A 21,872-nucleotide genomic window follows, 5' to 3' on the forward strand; every position below is an offset into this window, starting at 1 on the left:
TGCTCTCGACTGTGTTTCCAGCCGCGTCTGAAGACGTCACGACAACCTCGAACTCGGTGTCCGCCGCAAGGTCTGCACCCGCAACATTCACTGTCCATGTACCACCAGCCAAAACTGTGGCGGTATAAATCTTGCCATTAATTTCTAAAGATACTTTGTCACCAACCGAAATATCACCACCTGATGCAGAACCTGTCACAGTCACTGTATCTTTGGCTTCAGCCGCATTTAATACATCATCTTCGGTAATATTATCTACCGTTACTGTACCTGCTTGGGCTTCTAGATCGACTTGATAGCTAGAGCTACCAGTTACTAATAAGGAACTACCCGAAGCGTTTGTAACAGTTACACTAACATCCACTTTTCTATCAGGGTCATTCGCTAAATCAGCCCCTGATACAGAAATGCTATATTGACGATTTGTTACAACACCTGTGTATTCTTTACCATTGACCGTCAATGTAACAATATCGCCGTTTTTGACATCCCCAGTTACTCGACCAAATACGGTAATATTAGATGCCGCTTCTTGGGCATTAATAATGTCATCCGAAGTGATATCAGAAACAGTTATTCTACCAACAGCTGGAGTTAATGAAGGGGGAGTTGTAGTCTCATCAGCCGCCCTAGCTGAACTAGAAGGAGCTGAATATTGATTCTGATTTGTTTGTCCGCCGCTGCCATTATTAGTGTCGTAACCATAAGTTGGCAGAGTGCCGAACGAGTCTGCACCAAATGTAGGAAGAGCACTATTATCATTACGGTCAATATCAACATCGACACGGTCTTGCTCTTCTGTTTGAGACTCACCAGCAGCAGGAGCCTCTTGAATTAAGGTTGGGTCATCACCAGATAAAATTGCTGCTTGTAAAGCGTCTATATCTGCAGTGGAGTCAGCGACAAGGTCCTCATTATCGCCAGTGTTATAGATTTCATCGGTAATTTCGACAACCGAGTCGCTACCAATCACCACCTCGGAGCCATCGTTGAAAGCGATAGTCACGCTAGAATTAGCGCCAGTCACAACGGTTTCACCAAAGAATATCGGGTCGCCAATTTTGGCAACTCGCTCTTGCCCATCAATGGATTGAATCGTTACCGAACCTGATAGCTTGGCGATAGTACCGATTACATTACCAATTGTGGCGAAGGATGTTTGACTGTCGCTCATGATGCTTACCTTAAATAAGAAGACTTTATGAAGCCGAAAATAGTTTTATGATTAATCACAAGATAGATAATAAAAGTCCAGCTTGCTATTGTACCTTGGTACAGTAAGACCACTTTTTTTGCCTACTTGTAGGTTTTATAGCGTGCTTTTACAAAACTACCCTCTATCTGCCTAGATCTTCTCTCTTGTTATCGTTGCCATACACAACCCAACTCTTTATAATTTTTGCAATTTTGGGGACCGACCTTAATCAAGGTTACAAAATGTTCCCCATTGTCTACCCCGAGCTAATAGCTCACTCAACGAGCCTTATAGGGATGGTTTGTACTTATCCTAGCCATGGCACGAAACTCCGAACTTTTTATGAAACGGTTAACTAAGAAAAAGCCAGTTAAACAAGTGCTAACACCACTTAATTGCAGCTTACTTGTTCAAATTTATTCAGAAGGTAATACATGATCGATACAATTAAACGGGACTGGTTCTCAAACATTAAGGGCGACTCTCTCGCTGGCACGGTAGTGGCTTTGGCATTAATACCCGAAGCTATTGCATTTTCGATCATCGCGGGCGTTGACCCTAAAGTGGGCTTGTACGCATCCTTTTGTATCGCCGTGATTATTTCATTTGTCGGTGGCCGCCCAGGCATGATCTCTGCTGCAACGGGTGCAATGGCGCTATTAATGGTGACCTTGGTAAAAGATCACGGTCTAGAATATCTATTAGCTGCCAGTTTGCTGACAGGGGTTATTCAGATTATCGCAGGGTATTTAAAACTTGGATCCTTAATGCGGTTTGTTTCTCGATCAGTAGTAACCGGTTTTGTTAATGCCTTAGCCATTTTAATTTTTATGGCGCAACTTCCAGAACTGACAAACGTGACTTGGCATGTATACGCCATGACGGCAGTAGGTTTGGGCATTATTTATCTATTTCCACTACTTCCTACCATTGGTAAAGCACTTCCTTCCCCATTAGTATGCATAGTGCTACTTACTGCATTTTCCATGTTTTATGGGCTAGACATTCGTACCGTTGCCGATATGGGTGAACTACCAGATACCCTACCTATATTTTTGTGGCCAGATGTGCCGTTAAGTCTTGAAACCTTAATGATCATATTACCTTACTCTATTGGCCTAGCTGTTGTTGGCTTATTGGAATCGATGATGACTGCAACTATTGTTGATGATTTCACCGATACGAGCAGTGATAAAAACCGTGAATGTAAAGGCCAAGGTATTGCCAATATTGGTTCAAGTTTAATGGGCGGCATGGCTGGTTGTGCCATGATTGGTCAGTCGGTTATTAATGTTAAATCTGGTGGCCGTGGCCGCCTATCCACTTTTATCGCTGGTTTCTTATTATTGATCATGGTGGTGTTCTTAGACGATTTGATTGGTCAAATCCCAATGGCCGCACTGGTTGCAGTCATGATCATGGTATCTATTGGTACTTTCTCTTGGGAATCTGTCATCAACCTGAATAAACACCCACTATCGACTAATATTGTCATGTTGGCCACAGTTTCTATCGTGGTTGCCACTCATAACTTAGCGATCGGTGTTCTTGTCGGCGTTCTTTTAGCGTCTTTGTTCTTTGCAAACAAAGTTGGTCGCTTTATGGTCGTGAAAAGCGAGAAAGGCGATAAAGCGGGTCACCGCACTTATAAAGTTATTGGACAAGTATTTTTTGCGTCGTCAGATCAATTTAATGCCGCTTTTGATTTTAAAGAAGCGGTTGAAAAGGTTACGATTGATTTAACTGAAGCACACTTTTGGGACATTACGGCGGTATCAGCATTGGATAAGGTCGTCATCAAATTCCGTCGTGAAGGCGCTCAAGTAGAGCTTGTTGGAATGAATGAAGCAAGTGCGACAGTTGTCGATAAATTTGGGGTTCACAACAACCCAGAAGAAGTCGAAAAAGTAATGGGCGGCCATTAAAAGCACATCGAAACAATAAAAATAGAGCTATTCACGACGTGACTCGCAAAACTGGTCGTCGTGGCTAGCTCCTCACAAGGAGTGCAACATGAAAAATGTAATAGCTTGTATTGATGGTTCTTCTCTATCTGAGTGCGTCACTACCGCATCTGTGTGGGCGGCCAAACAAATGGGCTCACCATTAACCTTGATGCACTCCTTAGAAAAAGAAGAGGCTAGGACCAATGACGATCTTTCAGGTTCCATTGGTGTAGGCAGCCGTGAACACTTACTAGAAGAGCTTATTACACTTGATGAAAAGCGCGCCAAGCTAGCTCTTGAGCATGGTAAGCTTGTACTGGAAAACGCTAAAGAGTTTGCTCACCAAGCTGGTGCCAAGCAAATTGAACTCTTGCAGCGCCATGGCGACTTAATTGAAAGCCTCTCTGACGTTGAAGAAGAAACCCGCCTAATAGTCATTGGGCGAAGTGGTAGCGATCATACTCAAAGCTCACATACGATTGGCTCTCATATTGAGCGGGTAGCGCGCACCTCTCATCGTCCTATATTGATCACTGTCGGGCAATTTAAAGCACCGAAAAACTTCATGATTGCTTACGATGGTCGTGAAGCAGCTGACAATGCTATTGCTCGCATTGCACAAAGCCCTCTTCTACTGGGCTTACCTTGCCATCTAGTAATGGCAGGTGAAGCAACAGAAGAAAGACGTAGTAAGCTTAAAGAAGCGCAACGTATTTTAGAAGAAGAAGGTTTTGAGGTCACAGCAACAATCATACCTGGCAAAATCTACCCTGTGTTGACTCAGTATCGTGAAGAAAATCAGATTGAACTTATGGCTATGGGCGCCTACGCCCATTCTAAAGTTCGTCAGTTTTTCGTAGGCAGCAACACCAGTAAGATGATCATAGAAAGTGACATTCCACTTTTGATACTGCGTTAAACGGCTTCAGCCTCACAATTCAGCATCCATCAAGGGCAACTTCTTAGAAGTTGCCCTTTTTTCTTAGCTCTCAATCTCTTTTATTTCCGACAAAACCACTAGATGAATTTTTTATTAAACATCTAGAAAACACCATATACGGTTTTGCATATATATGATTTACCACATACAATCTAAACAACATTCATTGATGCATTTTCTACTATGACACCCGATCATTTTTACAAGTCCCTTGCCGATGACACACGCTTGCGCTGTTTGTTATTAATTACCCAATATCAAGAGCTCTGTGTTTGTGAGCTAACTGAAGCGCTCAATGAAACACAACCCAAAATATCCCGCCATCTTGCCCAATTACGTAAAAACGGCATTTTGAGCGACCGACGACAAGGGCAATGGGTGTTTTATCAACTTCACCCCGAACTTCCTAATTGGTCGAAGCATGTTTTACAAACCACATTAGACAACCAAATCTTGTGGCTAAAAAACAATATCGATCAGCTCGAAACCATGGGTGGCAGGCCACAACGCACCGGATCATGCTGCTAATCATATTCATTAAGTACTTGAGAGAAAAACATGACTATTAAAGTAGGAATAAACGGCTTTGGCCGTATGGGTCGACTGTCTTTTCGTGCCGCCTTTGACTGGGACGATGTGGAGTTTGTGCAAATCAACGACCTGAAAGGTGATGCCGCAACGCTTGCCCATTTAGTTAACTTCGACTCAGTTCATGGTCGCTGGCACAACGAAGCGACCAGCAAAGACAATGCAATCATCATCAACGGGAAAACCATTACCTGTACACAAAATAAAAACATTAACGATACTGACTGGTCTCAGTGCGATGTAGTGATTGAAGCCTCTGGTGTAATGAAGACCAAAGCCTTACTTCAAGCCTATTTGGATCAAGGTGTAAAACGTGTCGTGGTCACCGCCCCTGTCAAAGAAGACGGCGTACTCAACGTAGTGATGGGCGTTAACGATAACGACTACAACCCTAGCTTACATAAAATCGTGACCGCCGCTTCTTGCACAACAAACTGCCTAGCGCCTGTAGTCAAAGTACTACAAGAAAGTATTGGCATTAAACACGGCTCCATGACGACCATTCATGATATTACAAATACGCAAACCATCATCGATGCACCACACAAAGACCTGCGCCGCGCACGCGCTTGTGGCACCAGCTTGATTCCAACCACCACAGGCTCGGCTACCGCCATAACCCACATTTTTCCAGAGCTAAAAGGCAAATTAAACGGCCATGCCGTGCGAGTCCCATTAACCAACGCCTCGCTCACCGACTGCGTATTTGAAATGAACCGCGCCACAGACGAACAAGAAATCAATCAAGTATTAAAAGCAGCCAGTGAAAGCGGTCCGCTAAAAAATATTCTGGGTTATGAAGAACGCCCTCTCGTGTCAATCGATTACAAAACCGACCCGAGATCAAGCATTATCGATGCTCCTAGCACCATGGTAATTAACGGCACACAAGTGAAGCTTTACGTCTGGTACGACAACGAATGGGGCTACGCTAACCGCACAGCAGAACTCATGCGTAAAGTCGGCACACTAGACAAAGCCATTTAAAACAAAGAATAGAGCAAAGCGAAAATACACATGCTGTCACATCTTTCTAAAAGCGTTCGTCAGTACCTTATTGTTACTGGTAATTACTGGAGTTTTACTCTTACCGATGGCGCGTTGCGCATGTTGGTTGTGTTGTACTTCCACCAGCTTGGCTATGGCGCATTAGACATCGCTTTGCTCTTCTTGTTTTACGAATTTTTTGGCGTGATCACCAACTTGTTTGGTGGCTGGCTTGGTGCAAAATGGGGCCTCAACCGCACCATGAATATTGGCCTTGCTATGCAAGTCATTGCTTTATCTATGCTCCTCCTACCCGCTAGCTTTTTAACCATCCCTTGGGTGATGGCGGCACAGGCCTTGTCTGGTATTGCCAAAGATCTCAACAAAATGAGTGCAAAGAGCGCCATAAAAACGCTTGTTCCTAAAAACGCCAGCGGCACCTTATACAAATGGGTCGCCCTATTGACCGGGTCAAAAAATGCACTCAAGGGCGTAGGATTTTTCCTTGGTGGTTTTCTACTCAGTACTATTGGATTTCATAACGCTATTTTAGCCATGGCGATTGCTCTGGCTATAGTTTGGCTCGCCAGCCTCTATCTATTAAGAGCAGATTTAGGCAAGGCAAAAAACAAACCGAAATTCTCACAAATGTTTTCCAAGAGTACTGAAATCAACATTCTTTCGGCAGCACGGCTCTTTTTGTTTGGCGCTCGGGATGTGTGGTTTGTCATTGCCGTTCCAGTGTATTTGTCGAGCCAATTTGGATGGGATCATTGGCGTGTCGGTAGCTTTCTAGCCTTGTGGGTCATCGGCTACGGCATAGTCCAAAGCCTTGCGCCACACATAACGGGAAAAACAAAGCAACAAGCACCAACAGGCGCACAAGCCAAATTCTGGGCAATACTGCTTGCAGCCATTCCAGCAACGATCGCCATTGGCTTAGAAAGCGTAGATCAGGCATTATGGATTTTATTGAGCGGACTCATACTATTTGGCGTAGTGTTTGCGGTTAACTCTTCTTTGCACAGCTACTTGATCGTTCATTACGCTAGCGAAGATGGCGTCTCCTTAGACGTGGGCTTTTACTACATGGCTAATGCCATGGGACGTCTCATCGGAACGATGCTATCGGGTTGGATTTATCAAGATTTTGGGCTAATTGCCTGTCTTTGGGTATCTTGCGGTTTTCTTATACTTGCCAGTGTTATTTCATTCTGGTTGCCGCAAAAAATCACCAGTTCAGAAAACACCAATTAACCTCTTTTCAACCAATAACCCGGATTTTTACTGTTATGCATGATGGCAACCACATAAAGGTTATCTGAATGTACTTGATAAATGACAGAGAAAGGAAAACGAGATAATAAAAATCTATGATGATTTGCACCGAACTTGGGCCAAGTTCGAGGAAGCGCCAGAATGGTTTTGAATGCAGATTCAAGCTCTTTAATAAAATCATCACCAAGCCCTTTGGCTTGGAGTTGATACCAATCATAGGAGGATTTAATTTCCAGACTGACATCAGGGTGAAAGGTTAAATTCAACATATTATTTTATAACTTGGCCTTAATCTCCTCCCAGCGTACTGCCTTTACATCGCCAGATAACAAAGCATTGCTGCGATTTTCTGCTAATGCTAACCAAGCCGACTCAACATCATTACTCGGCTCACCTTCAAGAGAAGACAAAAGACAATGAGCTGCCAAAGCTTTTTCACTAGGCGTTAATAGCTCCATATTATCCAGTACGGTTTTTAATGCGTCAGACATATGCATCACTCCTATCCAAGTTAAAAGCAAGTCTATCACTGAATGCTGGCTTTTGCCTCCCATCCAAAGCCATAAAAAAAACGCCAAGCATGTTCGGCGCTACAACCGACACACTTGGCGTTTCTTGAATCAACAACCAAATACGTTTACTTAGTGCTAATCGCTTTGATGTGTAATTTGCCTACCTCAGCTTCGGTCACTTCCACTTTCGTACCAGCTTCAATAGGCTCTTCGCTTACCAAAGACCATTCCACACCAGAATAATGGTATTTAGGCGACTGAGTTGGCGACACAGACTCTTTCAAATAAAACTGGTGATCCGTGAATTCGCTTTTGGCCTTTTTTGTACTCACCTTTGACTGCATACGCTTCAATGGTTTCCACAACACCAACGCCGCCAATACTGTCATCACACCAGTACTAAACGACGCACTCAGCAAGCTATTAGGCAATACGCCTACATAAACCAAAGCGCCTGTTGCCATGGCCGCTAAGCCAACAAAGAACAATACGAAGGTAGAAAAACCAAGCACCGTCACTTCGACAACCAATAGAATCAAACCAACAATAAACAAGCTCTGGGCAAGATTATTGGCAATGATATCCATACTTAGCTCCCTTTTGTCATTTGCTGAATAATGGTCATGGCTTGCGCTACCACTGCAGACGGCTCTGTCGCGCCATCAGGCAACAAGACAACAGAAGACTCTTTAGCAATCGCGCGTTTCGCTTCAATAGCCTTGCTCGCAAGATCCAACTGAATGGCTTTTTGACCTTCTTCAGTCGCCGCCGCTTCACCCACTTGGCGAAGCGCTTCCGCTTGTGCAGATGCCACCGCAACGATGGCTTTTGCTTCACCTTCGGCACGCAACACTTGCTCTTCCTTATCGGCTTCTGCCGCTAGAACCACGGACGCTTTTTCACCTTCTGCGCGGTTAATCGCTGCCTGGCGATCGCCTTCGGACTCCAAAATTTGCGCACGCTTCACACGTTCCGCTTTCATCTGGGCTTCCATGGCCTCCATCACAGACTGTGGTGGCACAATGTCTTTTATTTCGTAACGCAATACTTGAATACCCCAAGGGCCTGCCGCATCGTTAATCGACGCCACAATATTTGTATTCAGCACATCACGCTCTTCGAACGTTTTATCCAATTCCATCTTACCTAACTCAGAACGCATGGTTGTTTGCGCTAACTGAGTCACAGCGAAGACATAATCGTCCACACCGTAAGTCGCTTTGTACGGATCTAATACGCGGAAATACAACACGCCATCCACGTGCAAAGAAATATTGTCTTTCGTAATTGCACTCTGTTCTGGCACATCCACCGCTTGCTCTTTTAAAGAACGATCAGCAGAAATACGGTCAATAAAAGGCAATATGAAGTTTAACCCTGCCTCTTTGGTTGATTGGTATTTACCAAAACGCTCAATGACGTATGCCTGATTCTGAGGCACAAACTTAATTGAGGTTTTTAGCAGCACAACCACCAGCACAAGCACCAGAGTTTGAACGCTTAATATATAGCTAAGTAACTCTTCCATAACAATGAATCCTTAATTTTTCAGTACACACTCAACTTGTACCCTTTTCTCACTGCTGTGATTCACAGCGCACAAAAATACAAGCGTAACGACAGATTTATCGCTAACATAGTAAGCACTGTTGATGAGCAAAAGTCACCAACAATACGAGATTATCCAAAGAAGCCATGAGACCTTTGCACGATGTCGAGCACTGAATCCTTTCGCTATCAACATATTGAAGAGTTGCCAGGCCTAGTTATCAGTGCAGCAACGCTCACAGAGTTCCATTTTCAGCCACATTATCATTTAGATTATCACATAGGGCTTTTGACCCAAGGTTCGCAACATCAAAAAGTTCAGCATAAAACACTGGACCTAGTGCCAGGAAAAATTTGCTTAATGCCACCAGGAGAAGTCCACGATGGTTCAGGTAGAGACAATAGAATAAGACATTTAAAAACCTTTCGGGTTCCCGCAAAGTTAATACAAGCCACTTTGCTCGATAGCCAAGACAGAGAGACCCATCTCCAACTTGCCCCATCGATAATCGATCAGCCCACACACCACCGTTCATTTTTACAGCTTGCCCAGGCATTCGACCCATGCCAATACGCCAGCCAGCTTCACAAAGACAGTTTATGGACCAATGCACTATCAAATTTACTGTTGGCGGCAGAGAAAAAGCCACTAAGCCTAGAGACATTTGGCCTAACAAATCAGCAAATACACAACATCAGAGAGTATTGCGAAGCAAACCTTGCTAGCAAAATATCGTTAAATGACCTAGCAGAACTATGCGGGTTAACGCGCTTTCAATTTATTCGACGCTTCCAAAAACAAACCGGATTAGCGCCACACGCTTGGCTGATGCGCCTAAGATTAGAACGAGCTTGCGCACAATTGGCCAAACCCAATGCAATGATCACCGACATCGCCGCCGATGTCGGTTTTTATGATCAGAGCCACTTTAATCGAGCGTTTAAACAAGCCTTTGGCGTTGCACCATCAAGCTATCGCTCTTAGCAAAATTATTGCCCAGCAAACGCCTTCGCTGACGCAATAAACGCTTCAACGCCTTCTTTTGGGGTTCTGAACGATGTCACCAACCGGATCACACCTTCCTCCCAACGACCGCCGTAAAAACCAAAACCTTCCGCCTGCAAATGATCAATCATTGGCAATGGCAAGGTACAAAACAACATATTCGCCTGAGCGGGTGTATTGATCTTCACGCCGGGAACGGTTTTTAGTCCTTCTTGCAACAAAGCCATCATTCCATTGGCATGAGCCGCATTCGTGCGCCACAAATCGTCGGTCAAATAAGCAATCATCTGCGAAGACAACAAACGCATTTTCGAATGCAAATGCCCACCGCGTTTACGACGATAACCCAACTCTTTCGCCACTTTCTCGCTGGAAATGCCTTTACTTTCAAGGGATTGCTTGAACACTACAATGGCTTCTGCTGCCATCACGCCGTTTTTCGTCGCGCCAAAAGACACAATATCCACACCCGCTCTCCGTGTCATTTCGGCTGGCGAACAACCCAAGGCAAGCAAGGCATTTGCAAAACGCGCACCGTCCATGTGAACAGGCAAACCGGCAACCTTTGCCACATCGGTAATGGCTCGAATTTCCTCTAATGAATAGACACTGCCCACTTCCGTCACTTGCGAAAGGCTAACCACAGCTGGCTGACAAGAATGGACATCACCGACTTTTTGATTGACCATTTTTTGTAGCTGAATAGGATCCATCTTGGCATCTTCGCCACCGATACCGACAAAACGTGCGCCATTGGTATAAAACTCCGGTGCGGTACATTCGTCATTCAATAAATGACTTTCAGAGTGACACAACACACTGCCCCAAGGCGGCGTAAACGCACTGATGCTCAACACATTCGCTGCTGTTCCTGTAGAAACCAAAAAGACATCCACATCGCATTCGAAAAGCTCCGACAACATACGCGTGACTTGCGCCGTGCCATCATCATTCCCATATGGCATCACATCACCTTGTGCTGCTTCCATCATGGCTTTAAATACAGAATCTGACGCACCAGCAATATTGTCACTTGTAAACGCAACTTTCATTGAACTACTCCTTAAATAAAACGGTTCAAGATCGATGGGTATTATCATGACAGACTTTAAAAATAAGCACTTGGATTTTTGTGCAGAAGGAAAAAAACAAAAAGGGATCTTCTTTTACCGTGTCGAAAAGAAGATACGAGGAAGGTGTGAGCAAAGTGACATTGTGAAAAACGGACTTATTGCGCCCTGAGCACCACGGTCGCTTGCAGACGACTTTGTCCAAAGCGTGACATTTTTTCGAACTCATCACGGGCAATCGGCACAAACTGACAATCCAACGGGCTTGGTGGATCATCCGGTAATTTTTTATCATCGTCTAAATCAGGGTCATGGACGAGAATACAATGCTCATCGTAACCAGACATCACCACCCAATGAGGAGACTTTTTTCCATCCATACGGAAGGTACTGATCAAGATAATCGCCAAAGCGCCAGAATCAAACGCTTCGATCAATTGTTCTAACGGCATGGCGCTATAATGCAAAGGCACGCCAGCATTCTCACACTGTTTAGCAAAACTTTGATGCACGCGAGTGATAACCTCTTTTTTCAACTCATTTCGCACGCTATCAACAAATAAAGGCCCCTCTTCGCTCAACCAAACATCCGCTGACAAACCACGTTTCTTCGCAGCCAATCCCAACCCCATAGGATGACAACCACCATGACCCGATGTCATAAAAATTGTCGTTGCTTCACGCCAAATTTCTAATTCATCTTCTGGAGTGGCTTGGTACTCAGGATGCATTGACGACAGCACCATTTGCAAGGACGCAGGGCCACATGTAAACGGCGTGCCTTGCGCTAACCATGGAATGGCACGCGTAGTTTGTTCGTCACCCGCATGACGCAAACGTTTCTGCATACGAATCGCATCGGTTTGATCTTCGTAATAAGCATCATAATGACCAAACTCCTTGTAACCCATCTTTTGATATAAGGCGATGGCATTATGATTCACATCACTGACTTCCAAACGCAACAACATCTTGCCTTTTTTCAGAGCTTTTTTCTCACAGGCTTCAATCAACAATTTACCGATCCCAAGACCTCGGGCTTCTGGCGAAACCGCAAGCGAATACAAGCGCGCCAAATGAGTACCTTGGCGCAAATGCAACAAGGCATAACCCAACAGCTCGCCTTCCTCCTGTTTCGCCACAAATAATGCCGATCCCGAACTCGTAATTGCATGACGAAAACTACGACGACTCAAACGGTCGCCAGTAAAGGCCTTCCCCTCCAAAACGAGCAATGCCTTTAAATCGTCTATACTAGCTAAACGTATATCAATAGTTACGGAAGAACGGGGAACCGAGCTTGTGATCATTACATCGCCTCTGAAGGGCAAAAGGTCGTTAGGATCGTAAAACTGAAAGCAGTTTAACGATGGAAATTTTCGCGCATTCTAGGGCGAAACTTACCTAAAAGATAGCCTATTTTTTCATCAAAAAAACATTTTATTTTTTCATGCAAAAAACTTATTCACGATGTCACGAGCGAAGTTAAGACGAGGCAAAAATAGACGAGAAAGCGGAGTTTATGTTTTATAAATGAGCATTTTCGAGTCTAGTTTTAACAAAGTATTAGCAAGCGCAGTAGTCGCGAAAAGTTTTTTTTAGACTATTGTTAAATTAGCAAAACAAGCGCATTATCCGCACAAATTGAGGGCTCTTTTTACCCACTTTTTTTGCAATAACGTTTAAACACGCACAATGATTTTTTTAAGCAAAAGGAAAAGCATAGCCAATGTCACAGACTTACATTGTTGTTGATCAAGCCAAAGATTGGTCCGCGTTTTTACCGAGTGATCGAGTGATCACTTTTACTCAATACCTAAACTTGGCCGCGACAAAAAGCCAAGGACGCACACGCATCATCAACCTATGTAAAAGCAGCAAATACCTCTCTGATGGGTATTACTGCTCGCTGTTGGCAGAAAGCCGTGGCCATCACGTTATGCCTTCCGTACGCGTGCTTAACGACTTAAGCAAAAAAGACCTTTATGAGCTGGAAATCTCTCAGTGGTTACCATTGCTTGCGAAAAAGCTGGCGAAACCAGAAGCGCCAATGGAAATGAAATTTCACTGCGTATTCGGCAAAACGATTCATCCAGAAATGAAGGAATTTGCACGCAAACTATTCGAAAGCTTCCCAAGCCCTGTATTGGAAGTGACGTTGAAATTCCGCAAAGAATGGCAAGTCACGGCGCTTTTCTCTACATCGCAAAGTAAGCTGAACGACGCCGAAGAAACATTATTCGCCGAATCACTTGAAGCCTTTAGCAACAAGGTATGGAGCAAAGGCCGCATTCAACGCGCCGCGAAATTCGACATGGCAATTTTGGTCAACCCAGAAGAAGCCATGCCGCCAAGTGATGACCAAGCGATTAAAAAGTTTATCCAAGCCGGTAAACAACTTGGCATTCACGTTGACACCATAGGTCCAAAAGACATTATGCGTCTTCCTGAATACGATGGTTTGTTTATTCGTGAAACCACCAACATCGACCATCACACCTACCGCTTTGCCAAAAAAGCCGAAGGCCTTGGCTTAGTTGTTATGGACGATCCACAATCCATCATGCGCTGTACCAACAAAGTCTACTTAGCAGACTTATTCAACACCCACAAAGTACCTAGCCCTAAAACTCGCATTGTACATAAAGGTGAAGACAACGTAGAAGACGCATTGGAAGCCGTCATAAGCTACCCAATGGTGGTGAAAATTCCAGATGGCGCCTTTTCTAAAGGCGTGATCAAAGCCGAAAACCGAGAAGCATTAACAGAAAGCTTAAACACCTTGTTTAAAAAATCGTCTTTGCTATTGGTACAAGAATATCTATACACAGAATTCGACTGGCGTATCGGCGTACTGAACAACAAACCCATCTTTGCATGCCGTTACTACATGGTGAAAAATCACTGGCAGATTTACCAACACACAGGCAGCAAAAGCAAAAGTGGTGGCTTTGATACGTTACCCACCTTCGAAGTGCCACGACGCGTGCTACAAGCCGCCATCGCTGCCACCAAACCAATTGGTGAAGGCCTATACGGTGTAGATGTGAAAGAAATCAACGGCCGCGGCTACGTGATCGAAGTGAACGACAACCCAAGCATCGACCGCGGTGTAGAAGACAAATACCTAGGTGATGAACTCTACATGCAAATCATGTCGGAATTCCTACGTCGTATGCAGATGAAACGCGGCGACGTTCACGCTTGATAACCAAGCACAATAGAAACACGAAAGGCGACTCATGAGTCGCCTTTTTATTTAGCCCCTTCCTCTTTTGTCTTTAAGGGGAAGGCGGAGGATGGGGTTGTTTTTTGACTAGATAATCACTTTAAAAGCACAAACATTGCAAAGACAGCCACTGAAATTACAAACATAAACAGCACTCTTAATAAAAAACGCTTTAACAAGCTTTGTACATATTTCAGGAAAAATTTATCAACTAAAAAGAACCCTAAAGCGCTTACAATGCCTGATGGAATACCGAAATACGCAGCAATCACAGGCCAACCTGTATACCAATAAGCGATCGTCACCCCCAAAATAATGGTAACAACTAACCAAGCAAGTTGTTGAGCACTGATAGACAAAGTGACTTTCAAAATAATACCTTTTTAGAAGTACACTCCTCACCATTGAGGAAAAAAGCAATGTAGCATTTATTTCATCCTATGGATCTACTTATCTAGAGATCACATAGGCCAATCAAAAGCAGCGATATTCAGCCTACATTTTCATAAGGCGAATATCGCTGAAATAGTATTTAATACCCAGATCGAATGTTAGGAGCAAGACCTTGGTAAACATAGAACAAATAAAAGGAATGTTAAGCTACGAGTTTTTCAGTATTGCAGGTCATTCCATGACGGTCGGTGGGGTGCTACTTATCCCTGCAATGGCCTTGGTTGGTTTTTGGGCAACGAAGTATTTAGTGCGTTTTCTAACAACAAAGTTAACCAAACGCAATGCTGATCCGAACATCATTCACCTTGTTCGTCGCCTGTTATATGCCATTGCGATCAGTATTATAGTAATCACTGTATTGGACATTATTAATGTGCCTATTACAGCCTTTGCCTTTTTATCTGGTGCGATTGCTATTGGCTTTGGCTTCGGTGCACAAAACATCATCAACAATTTCATCAGTGGATGGATTTTGATGTGGGAAAAGCCAATACGTATCGGTGACTTTTTAGAAGTCGAAAATGCCAAAGGCGTCGTAGAGGAAATCAACACTCGCTCGACGCGATTCCGTCGCACGGATGGTGTTCACATGCTGATTCCCAACAGTAAACTACTAGAGAACACGATTGTGAACTGGACCTTGGTCGATAAGCTGATGCGTACGTCAGTCAAAATAGGCGTTGCTTACGGTTCCCCTGCAAAAAAAGTAGCTGAGTTGATTCTTCAAGCGGTTGAGGAGCAAGATGGCGTTTTAAACAATCCGCCGCCACAAGTTATTTTTGAAGACTTCGGTGATAACGCACTTATTTTTGAAGTGAATTTTTGGATACAGTCCAACGTGGAAGGCGGATTACGCATGGCGAAAAGTAACGTTCGTTTTCGCCTAGATGAACTGCTCGCCGATAACGAGATCGTCATCGCTTACCCTCAAAGGGATGTTCATATCGATGGCAGCTTGAAGCTGCTTAAAAGCGAGGCTTAATACCCATCGAAACGATATAAAAAACGACACAGGTCGTTTTTTATATCTATAATTCCCGGAAGGTTTTACTTATAAAGCATCTCATCTCGCATCGGTGCGAGCACTTTTAACACTTGATTTTGCTGCGGGTAAGTCAAGCCTGCTTTTTCCATGGCGTTTACCAATAGATCAACTGTGGTGTTGAAGTCAGCTTCATTGATATTTTTACCTTGATGCACTCTTAACATAGTGTCGCCGGTGTAAGTACAAGGGCCGCCGGTAGTCACACAAAGGTGCTCGTTGAACTTCTCACGAAATCGAGTGATGTTCGTCTTCTCAAAATAGCGATAGATGGTTTCATTAAAGCTGACTTCATTAATAAAGTTTTCTGTAATCGCTTCTATGGTTGGCGCTCCGCCAATTTCATCGTACAAACTTTGCGGAGCTTTGCTTGGTGCTGCACAAGCGACCAAAAACAGACTCAACGCCAAAAACGATGCTTTTACTAGGTTTACCATAAGTACCCCGTCATGGATAAATAAACGCCTTTTTGATCTTTCTTCGTCGCCACTGTGCCTAGATCAACATAAGCGGTGGTGATATTAACGCTTTTGTTCGGCATATAGCTGACGAACACATCAGTCCAATTGTCTTCTTCAACACTAGATAAATTGCTTGGCTTCTGGCGATATTCCATGCCTACCACCCAATTTGGTGACAACAGCACACCCACACTGCCTTCCATCATGATCTGATAGTCGTTGTTATCTGGACCGCCAAAACCTAACAACCCCATTTCATTGGCTTTGGTTGCACGAGCAGTCACGTTCCAAACTAGGTTATAACCAGCAACCGCACCTAAATGTACTTTCGTAGCAGAAGCGTACAAGTCCGTACCGCTGTCATCTTTTGCACCTAGATACGATGCCACAAAATCACTGTCTAGTTGCTTATGCTGTAAACCGACACTGACTTGAGGATAGGCGGAATACACAGCATCGCCATATAAACGCACTTTAACACCAACAACATCCTGTTTAATTTGTTCAGAACTTAGGCTTAATCCGGTGATCAAAGAAGCAGGCAGCACAAAAGTCTGCTGAGCAAGACTCAACTCCACTCTGTCATAAAAGCTTGTCGCCACACCAATAGAGCTCAAGCGATAATCACTGACGTTTACATCGGTCATAAAAAACGATGCGGCTGTTTCATCTCGGCTGTCATAACCGGCGAGGGTTGCCCATGGAGTGAGACCGCCACCACCACTACCCTCTAATTGGGAAAGACCTGCTGTCGCTAATATTTTGCCCTCAGCCGCCATACTCGGTGATGCAAGAAAAATAACGCACCCTGCCGCTGTCGCCTTTACTACTTTACTGCTCATAAATGCCTGCTGTTTTTAGTCATCTCTAGTTTGACCATTTCGGTTTTCCAAATCCCTTAGTCATACTGCCGTGATCCATCATCTCGATCGGTGGCGGTAATAGTTCCATCGTAATACTCTGTTCTGCTTCACCAGTAATGGTAATAGGTACTGCAACATCGATGCCTTGTAGCGTTCTTTCTGTCCACAAGGAAATCTTGTCACCTTTTTTTACCGGTAGTGTAACTTGACCATTTTCGTCTGTTTTAAACACTAAAGCATTGTCCGCGACAATAATGTAGCCAATCATGTCATCGTGTATGTTACAGCCAAGCACCACTAAACCAGGCTTATCAAACAGTATTGGCTCAATTGCAGTGCCTTTATAAAGCTTGATCTCGAAAGACTTAGGTTGAGAAAAGCTGTATACGTGGTGTCTTATGTCATCACTGTTCGGAAAGCTAACGTATTGGCCTTTTTGCACAACCAATACACGCGGTACAAATGACTCATTAACTTGATCCATCACCGCGACTTTATTAGGCGTACCTATGAATTGCTGAGGAACAGTAATAACAGCATCATCGACAGGAAGATTATCTTGATCCAAAACCGTTAACGTAATCTCTGCACGCGCATTGGAGAGAGATAAAAAAAACATTAGAGCGATCAAATAGCGCATCTTATTTCCTTTTGGTTTAATCTGCTTTGCTTTTATTGTGTCGTCTTTAATATACTGATCATCTAGCTAGGTTAGATGATTATACGTTATTAATCTTTCCTCGGGTTAAAGTAAAAGCAGGTGTTAACAAATGGAAACAATACGTGAACATATAGAAGTAATTTCCTATAAAGACACAGACAAGGCTCACTTACATAACCACACTCAAATTGTTTTACCATTGTCTGGACGACTGATATTGGAAGTGGAAAATACCCAGCAGGCCGTTCAGTTTGGACAGGCTTGCATGATTTCGTCCAATCAAGCCCATACTCACCTAGCCAGAGAAAACAACCATTGTTTGATACTGAATGCTCTACCCGTTTGGGATGACAGTATTCAAAGCGAACGCAGTTTTGTGGAGCTATCAGCGCAAACAACCGCCTACTTACCCTTCCTAGCCAGTTTAGCAGCCGAACCCAACAATGAGCTTAAAACTCATCAAGCGTTAAACTTGTTAGAGCACTTACTGCCTATTCCCCAAGAAAAAATAGCAAAAGCCGATGCGCGCTTGGCAAAAGCAAAACACCACTTGGATTACCATTTTCAAAATGCCTGGAGTCTTGCTGAACTCGCTGAGTCTGTTCATTTAAGTAGCAGCCAGCTTTCTGTTCTTTTCAAGCGACACATCGGCATGACACCCAAACAATATCTGCTTCAACGCCGTCTCTGTGAGGCAAAATTGTGGCTAACATCTAGCAATAAAAGCCTCGACTACATTGCCGACAAGGTCGGAATAAGCGATGCCAGCGCCCTAGTGCGTCTGTTTATCAAGCACTACAACATCACTCCAGGCCGCTATCGAAACAGTAAGGCGTCTGCTTAATCTTCGTCACTAATTTCTAACGCCATTTCCCAGTTACGAATAAAACGCTTCTGCTTTGCGTAATCCCTGCCAACCAACAGCTGCTGATCAAGCTCAATAACCCCTGTAGGGCCAGGAGCATTGACAACAAAGGGATCATTTTGGTTGTTTAAATCCGGCCAAATAGGAAACAGCAAGCCTTGATTTTGCATCATTTTTTGCGAGTTATCCGACAACAAAAAGTCCAAAAACAAACCTGCATCTTCCGCATTAGGCGCGCCTTTCGGAATTAAGGCAGCACGCATTAGCATCAGGGTATAATCTTTTGGCAAGATCATTTTCAACCTGTCATCATCTTGTGCTCTTTGTGAAGCATAAGACCCCAGCAAGTTATAACCCAACACCAATTTCCCCGATGCTACATCATCAATAATGTCATGAGTGCAGCAATAAGTTTGTACATCATGGCTACCGAACGCTTCGAGTAAACGTCCCCAAGTAACATCGGCTTGGCGGGCGTCTTGACTCGCCAACAAATACCCCACACCGCTCTGTCGAATGTCATAAGTTCCTATGCGCTTGGTCATCACCTTTTCATTTTGCCGAATTGTCTGCAATAAAGACTGGCGGTCTTCAGGCATCTCTCCCGGAAAAGCATTTTTGTTCACGAGCATAACAATCGGCTCAAGTGAAAAAGCAAACAACTGGTTGCGCCATTTAAAACTATCAGGCAAACGGTCAGTAAAGCTCGACTGATAACTTTGTGCATAGCCATCGTTGACTAACTTTAAATGCAAGTCCATCGCACTACTAATAACCAGACTCGCTTTAGGCTTTTTATGTTCCTTAATCGTAAGATGATACAAATCTAAAGTATTAACATCATGATAAGCCACTTTTATGTAAGGATACTGAGCAACAAATTCATGCAAAATCGGTTCGAACGAGGCCAAATCTAACGCAGAGTTAATATACAAAACACGCGTTGCGGCACTGTTACCAAACCAAACCGTTTCTGTCGCCCATGCTTTTCCGACAAACATACTGACAATGAGCATAAAGCCCCAAAAAGCCTGCCTCATAAAACACCCTCATGGTATTGAAACTTAGCGAAATCCACCTGAAATGTCGTCCCTTTTGGTTCCGTGTCCACTATTTCAATGCGTGCTGAATGATGGTCGACAATGTCTTTTACCATCGCCAAACCAACACCACTACCTGCAATGTCATAACGTCCGCGATAAAAACGTTCGAACACACGCTCTTTTTCTAAGTCCGGAATACCGTCACCATAATCAATCACCTTAATCCGATAAAAGCGTTCAAACTCACTTACTTGCACGATCACTTCCGTGTCATTTTGTGCGTCCAAAGCACTGTATCGCACCGCATTTTCGATGAGGTTTTGCATCATTTGCTGAATAGAAAAAGCATCCCCTAAAATCATCGTTTCTTTCAAATCACAATCAAAAGAAAGACGAACGCCCTTATGCAAAGCCGTTACCGCCTGCTCCCGACAAGACGCAGTAATAGGCGGCAGCAAATCAATAGGTTCCAATCTGTGTGTTTGCAAACGATGCGAAACCACCGCTTGGTTTAGTAATAAGGTCACGGTTTGGCTTAAGGCATCGCATTGCTTCACAATATTATCCAATGCCTGATATTGACGCTCAGAAGAATCAAGGTCCGTGGAGTGTGGATCAGCCGAAGTAATGTCACGGGCATTTTCCGCCAAGGCTTTTAAGCTAGCTAAAGGTGTGCGTAACTGATGCGCCGCATCCGCCGTATAATTTTCTAATTGCTCTAAGTTGGTTTGCAATCGAGCCATAAAATGATTAATGGCGACTTTTAAATGGTGGGTTTCTTTTGGAGTATTAATCTCAATGGGCGTGAGATCCCCCATGGCACGCTCTTCTAATGCTCGCTCGATACGATGCAAAGGTCGCAACACAAGATGACTACCAATAATAATTAAGGTAATGGCCACTAAGGCAATAAACACCACGACTTCAACAGCTTTCTGCGTAATAGAAGACGCCATTTCTTCTCTTGATAGTCGAGTCTGCCCTAATACGATACGCACCGTTTTCGCGGTTTCAGGGTCAGTAAGGTGACGTTGAATCCAAGCAAAACGCACCATTTCACCAGAATATTCTTGGTTATAGAACTGCATTTGATCAAGTACTGGTGGCTGAGGCGGTTCACTGTTTAAATCTTGATACCCCGTGATAAAGCCCTGCTCAAGGCTCTCTACTTTATAAAATACTCTATCCTCGTCGGCTTGTGCTAACGTAGCAAAAGCCGACCATGGAATATCGATGCTGACTTCGTTGCGCATTAAGCCAACATTTTCATCCATTTGCAGTAAGGCGCTGCGCAATAAACGGTCGTAAGATAAATCGGCTAACTTTTGGCTATAATCAAAAATCAAGTTAATGGCCAAACTGGCAATAACCCCAATCACCAGAAACCCCGTGAGAATAAAACGAAAGCGTAACGACGGCGCTTTTCTTAATGCGCTTTGTTCCTCTTCTTCACTGAGGTTTTGGTGATTTAGTGATTTCTGCCACATAACCAATTCCTCTTAAGGTATTTATGGCTAAATCGCCTTTTATCATTTTCTTTCTTAGACGCCCCACATAAAGTTCAATAGCATTCGGGCCTGGCGGTTCGTCAAAGTTAAATAAGTGATCTGTTATCTCGTCTTTACTCAACACGCGCCCAAGATGACCTAAAAAGATTTCAAGCAATCGAAATTCTCGGTTAGTAATGGCGGTTAACTCACCGTCGATAAACACCTGACGGCTGTCACGATTAACCTGTATGTTGCCGTGTTCGGTGACATTGGCGGCATAACCTTGTTTACGACGCAACAAAGCACGGCAACGGGCTTCAAGCTCACCGAAGTCAAAAGGCTTAGTTAAATAATCATCCGCCCCTTCATCTAAAAGGCGAATGCGGTCTTCTATTTGATCACGTGCGGTTAAGATTAATATTGGCGTATCGTCTTCACGCTGGCGCAATTTCTGTAGCAACTGCAACCCAGACAGTCCCGGCAAATTAAGGTCTAGCAAGATCAAATCAACCGATTGGTATTTGAGTAATTCATCGGCTCGTTTGCCATCGCCTATTAGGTCCACAGCGTGCCCTAAGCTAGTCAACCGCTCACAGATTGCTTGCCCTAATACCTGAGTATCTTCTACGACTAGAATTCGCATAATCTTTTGGCCATCGATTTTATTATTGTAGAAACAACAAAATCCGAGCAGC

The 21,872-nt window shown here is 43.9% G+C and carries 23 protein-coding genes (1 of these 23 only partly in view); 9 read left to right on the plus strand and 14 right to left on the minus strand.

Annotated elements, in window-relative coordinates:
- Positions 1-1,174, minus strand: partial view of a retention module-containing protein gene (locus DFP75_RS06175; RefSeq protein ID WP_110573339.1) — the 5' end (the start) only. The gene continues 5,720 nt to the left of window position 1, outside the view; the window shows 1,174 of its 6,894 coding nt (coding positions 1-1,174); it begins with the start codon at positions 1,172-1,174; its stop codon lies off the left edge, out of view.
- Between the two features lie 455 nt (positions 1,175-1,629).
- Here DFP75_RS06175 and DFP75_RS06180 point away from each other — a divergent pair, with 455 nt between their 5' ends.
- The 5 genes from DFP75_RS06180 (at position 1,630) to arsJ (ending at position 6,913) form a co-directional block, all read left to right on the plus strand.
- Positions 1,630-3,120, plus strand: a complete 1,491-nt coding sequence (locus DFP75_RS06180) for a SulP family inorganic anion transporter (protein WP_110573341.1) — start codon at positions 1,630-1,632, stop codon at positions 3,118-3,120.
- Between the two features lie 88 nt (positions 3,121-3,208).
- Positions 3,209-4,060: a universal stress protein gene (locus DFP75_RS06185; protein WP_110573343.1), complete on the plus strand. Its 852-nt coding sequence runs from the start codon at positions 3,209-3,211 to the stop codon at positions 4,058-4,060.
- 204 nt (positions 4,061-4,264) lie between these two features.
- Complete coding sequence (locus DFP75_RS06190) at positions 4,265-4,609, plus strand: metalloregulator ArsR/SmtB family transcription factor (protein ID WP_110573346.1); 345 nt, start codon at positions 4,265-4,267, stop codon at positions 4,607-4,609.
- A 30-nt stretch (positions 4,610-4,639) separates the two neighbouring features.
- Positions 4,640-5,656 (plus strand): ArsJ-associated glyceraldehyde-3-phosphate dehydrogenase, encoded by a 1,017-nt coding sequence (locus DFP75_RS06195; RefSeq protein WP_110573348.1) that lies wholly within the window; start codon positions 4,640-4,642, stop codon positions 5,654-5,656.
- Positions 5,657-5,686: 30 nt separating this feature from the next.
- Complete coding sequence (gene arsJ, locus DFP75_RS06200) at positions 5,687-6,913, plus strand: organoarsenical effux MFS transporter ArsJ (protein WP_110573350.1); 1,227 nt, start codon at positions 5,687-5,689, stop codon at positions 6,911-6,913.
- On the opposite strand, the gene DFP75_RS06205 is transcribed toward arsJ, so the two are convergent.
- The 4 genes from DFP75_RS06205 to DFP75_RS06220 form a co-directional block, all read right to left on the minus strand.
- Positions 6,910-7,203, minus strand: coding sequence for a type II toxin-antitoxin system RelE/ParE family toxin (locus DFP75_RS06205; RefSeq protein WP_110573352.1), 294 nt, complete (start codon positions 7,201-7,203; stop codon positions 6,910-6,912). The two genes, arsJ and DFP75_RS06205, sit on opposite strands and share 4 nt — an antisense overlap.
- Positions 7,204-7,209: 6 nt before the next feature.
- Entirely contained in the window at positions 7,210-7,425 is a 216-nt protein-coding gene (locus tag DFP75_RS06210; protein WP_110573354.1) for an addiction module protein, read from the minus strand.
- A gap of 146 nt (positions 7,426-7,571) precedes the next feature.
- Entirely contained in the window at positions 7,572-8,033 is a 462-nt protein-coding gene (locus tag DFP75_RS06215) for an NfeD family protein (protein ID WP_110573356.1), read from the minus strand.
- Positions 8,034-8,035: 2 nt separating this feature from the next.
- A complete protein-coding gene (locus DFP75_RS06220) occupies positions 8,036-8,974 on the minus strand; it encodes an SPFH domain-containing protein (protein ID WP_110573358.1) in 939 nt (312 codons plus the stop codon).
- A gap of 183 nt (positions 8,975-9,157) precedes the next feature.
- Between DFP75_RS06220 and DFP75_RS06225 the strand changes: the two genes are divergently transcribed.
- Positions 9,158-9,979 carry an AraC family transcriptional regulator gene (locus DFP75_RS06225; RefSeq protein WP_110573360.1) on the plus strand — a complete coding sequence of 274 codons (822 nt, stop codon included), beginning with the start codon at positions 9,158-9,160 and terminating at the stop codon, positions 9,977-9,979.
- A 5-nt stretch (positions 9,980-9,984) separates the two neighbouring features.
- Here the strand turns inward: DFP75_RS06225 and DFP75_RS06230 are convergent, their stop codons facing one another.
- Together DFP75_RS06230 and DFP75_RS06235 are read right to left on the minus strand one after the other, a co-directional pair.
- Positions 9,985-11,052, minus strand: coding sequence for a threonine aldolase family protein (locus DFP75_RS06230; RefSeq protein ID WP_110573362.1), 1,068 nt, complete (start codon positions 11,050-11,052; stop codon positions 9,985-9,987).
- A 176-nt stretch (positions 11,053-11,228) separates the two neighbouring features.
- On the minus strand, positions 11,229-12,380 hold the full coding sequence (locus tag DFP75_RS06235) for a GNAT family N-acetyltransferase/peptidase C39 family protein (protein WP_110573364.1): 1,152 nt from the start codon (positions 12,378-12,380) through the stop codon (positions 11,229-11,231).
- A gap of 419 nt (positions 12,381-12,799) precedes the next feature.
- On the opposite strand from DFP75_RS06235, the gene DFP75_RS06240 reads away from it, so the two are divergent.
- Positions 12,800-14,278, plus strand: a complete 1,479-nt coding sequence (locus DFP75_RS06240; protein ID WP_110573366.1) for a RimK family protein — start codon at positions 12,800-12,802, stop codon at positions 14,276-14,278.
- A 116-nt stretch (positions 14,279-14,394) separates the two neighbouring features.
- On the opposite strand, the gene DFP75_RS06245 is transcribed toward DFP75_RS06240, so the two are convergent.
- Positions 14,395-14,670, minus strand: coding sequence for a hypothetical protein (locus DFP75_RS06245; protein ID WP_110573368.1), 276 nt, complete (start codon positions 14,668-14,670; stop codon positions 14,395-14,397).
- A gap of 194 nt (positions 14,671-14,864) precedes the next feature.
- On the opposite strand from DFP75_RS06245, the gene DFP75_RS06250 reads away from it, so the two are divergent.
- Positions 14,865-15,734, plus strand: coding sequence for a mechanosensitive ion channel family protein (locus DFP75_RS06250; protein ID WP_217494968.1), 870 nt, complete (start codon positions 14,865-14,867; stop codon positions 15,732-15,734).
- Between the two features lie 65 nt (positions 15,735-15,799).
- Here the strand turns inward: DFP75_RS06250 and DFP75_RS06255 are convergent, their stop codons facing one another.
- Genes DFP75_RS06255 through DFP75_RS06265 form a run of 3 tightly spaced genes read right to left on the minus strand, consistent with a single transcriptional unit; the run spans position 15,800 to position 17,758 of the window.
- Positions 15,800-16,231 (minus strand): group I truncated hemoglobin, encoded by a 432-nt coding sequence (locus tag DFP75_RS06255; RefSeq protein ID WP_110573373.1) that lies wholly within the window; start codon positions 16,229-16,231, stop codon positions 15,800-15,802.
- Positions 16,225-17,097: a DUF3034 family protein gene (locus DFP75_RS06260; RefSeq protein ID WP_110573375.1), complete on the minus strand. Its 873-nt coding sequence runs from the start codon at positions 17,095-17,097 to the stop codon at positions 16,225-16,227. The genes DFP75_RS06255 and DFP75_RS06260 overlap by 7 nt, the downstream gene beginning before the upstream one ends.
- A gap of 25 nt (positions 17,098-17,122) precedes the next feature.
- Positions 17,123-17,758, minus strand: coding sequence for a methylamine utilization protein (locus DFP75_RS06265; RefSeq protein ID WP_110573377.1), 636 nt, complete (start codon positions 17,756-17,758; stop codon positions 17,123-17,125).
- Positions 17,759-17,888: 130 nt separating this feature from the next.
- Here DFP75_RS06265 and DFP75_RS06270 point away from each other — a divergent pair, with 130 nt between their 5' ends.
- A complete protein-coding gene (locus DFP75_RS06270; RefSeq protein WP_245926994.1) occupies positions 17,889-18,623 on the plus strand; it encodes an AraC family transcriptional regulator in 735 nt (244 codons plus the stop codon).
- Here DFP75_RS06270 and DFP75_RS06275 read toward each other — a convergent pair.
- Genes DFP75_RS06275 through DFP75_RS06285 form a run of 3 tightly spaced genes read right to left on the minus strand, consistent with a single transcriptional unit; the run spans position 18,620 to position 21,820 of the window.
- A complete protein-coding gene (locus DFP75_RS06275) occupies positions 18,620-19,684 on the minus strand; it encodes an ABC transporter substrate-binding protein (protein WP_110573379.1) in 1,065 nt (354 codons plus the stop codon). The two genes, DFP75_RS06270 and DFP75_RS06275, sit on opposite strands and share 4 nt — an antisense overlap.
- Positions 19,681-21,174 carry a sensor histidine kinase gene (locus DFP75_RS06280; RefSeq protein ID WP_110573382.1) on the minus strand — a complete coding sequence of 498 codons (1,494 nt, stop codon included), beginning with the start codon at positions 21,172-21,174 and terminating at the stop codon, positions 19,681-19,683. Before DFP75_RS06280 ends, DFP75_RS06275 begins: the two co-directional genes overlap by 4 nt.
- Positions 21,137-21,820 carry a response regulator transcription factor gene (locus tag DFP75_RS06285; RefSeq protein ID WP_110573384.1) on the minus strand — a complete coding sequence of 228 codons (684 nt, stop codon included), beginning with the start codon at positions 21,818-21,820 and terminating at the stop codon, positions 21,137-21,139. The genes DFP75_RS06280 and DFP75_RS06285 overlap by 38 nt, the downstream gene beginning before the upstream one ends.
- Between the last annotated feature and the right edge of the window lie 52 nt (positions 21,821-21,872).

This window comes from Marinomonas alcarazii (assembly GCF_003208215.1).
GTDB classification, from domain to species: domain Bacteria; phylum Pseudomonadota; class Gammaproteobacteria; order Pseudomonadales; family Marinomonadaceae; genus Marinomonas; species Marinomonas alcarazii.

Bases quoted from the DNA above. Each gene is read 5' to 3' on its own strand.
- DFP75_RS06180 (WP_110573341.1), top strand. From the start codon at position 1,630: ATGATCGATACAATTAAACGGGACTGGTTCTCAAACATTAAGGGCGAC.
- DFP75_RS06185 (WP_110573343.1), top strand. From the start codon at position 3,209: ATGAAAAATGTAATAGCTTGTATTGATGGTTCTTCTCTATCTGAGTGC.
- DFP75_RS06190 (WP_110573346.1), top strand. From the start codon at position 4,265: ATGACACCCGATCATTTTTACAAGTCCCTTGCCGATGACACACGCTTG.
- DFP75_RS06195 (WP_110573348.1), top strand. From the start codon at position 4,640: ATGACTATTAAAGTAGGAATAAACGGCTTTGGCCGTATGGGTCGACTG.
- arsJ (WP_110573350.1), top strand. From the start codon at position 5,687: ATGCTGTCACATCTTTCTAAAAGCGTTCGTCAGTACCTTATTGTTACT.
- DFP75_RS06205 (WP_110573352.1), bottom strand. From the start codon at position 7,203: ATGTTGAATTTAACCTTTCACCCTGATGTCAGTCTGGAAATTAAATCC.
- DFP75_RS06210 (WP_110573354.1), bottom strand. From the start codon at position 7,425: ATGTCTGACGCATTAAAAACCGTACTGGATAATATGGAGCTATTAACG.
- DFP75_RS06215 (WP_110573356.1), bottom strand. From the start codon at position 8,033: ATGGATATCATTGCCAATAATCTTGCCCAGAGCTTGTTTATTGTTGGT.
- DFP75_RS06220 (WP_110573358.1), bottom strand. From the start codon at position 8,974: ATGGAAGAGTTACTTAGCTATATATTAAGCGTTCAAACTCTGGTGCTT.
- DFP75_RS06225 (WP_110573360.1), top strand. From the start codon at position 9,158: ATGTCGAGCACTGAATCCTTTCGCTATCAACATATTGAAGAGTTGCCA.
- DFP75_RS06230 (WP_110573362.1), bottom strand. From the start codon at position 11,052: ATGAAAGTTGCGTTTACAAGTGACAATATTGCTGGTGCGTCAGATTCT.
- DFP75_RS06235 (WP_110573364.1), bottom strand. From the start codon at position 12,380: ATGATCACAAGCTCGGTTCCCCGTTCTTCCGTAACTATTGATATACGT.
- DFP75_RS06240 (WP_110573366.1), top strand. From the start codon at position 12,800: ATGTCACAGACTTACATTGTTGTTGATCAAGCCAAAGATTGGTCCGCG.
- DFP75_RS06255 (WP_110573373.1), bottom strand. From the start codon at position 16,231: ATGGTAAACCTAGTAAAAGCATCGTTTTTGGCGTTGAGTCTGTTTTTG.
- DFP75_RS06260 (WP_110573375.1), bottom strand. From the start codon at position 17,097: ATGAGCAGTAAAGTAGTAAAGGCGACAGCGGCAGGGTGCGTTATTTTT.
- DFP75_RS06265 (WP_110573377.1), bottom strand. From the start codon at position 17,758: ATGCGCTATTTGATCGCTCTAATGTTTTTTTTATCTCTCTCCAATGCG.
- DFP75_RS06270 (WP_245926994.1), top strand. From the start codon at position 17,889: ATGGAAACAATACGTGAACATATAGAAGTAATTTCCTATAAAGACACA.
- DFP75_RS06275 (WP_110573379.1), bottom strand. From the start codon at position 19,684: ATGAGGCAGGCTTTTTGGGGCTTTATGCTCATTGTCAGTATGTTTGTC.
- DFP75_RS06280 (WP_110573382.1), bottom strand. From the start codon at position 21,174: ATGTGGCAGAAATCACTAAATCACCAAAACCTCAGTGAAGAAGAGGAA.
- DFP75_RS06285 (WP_110573384.1), bottom strand. From the start codon at position 21,820: ATGCGAATTCTAGTCGTAGAAGATACTCAGGTATTAGGGCAAGCAATC.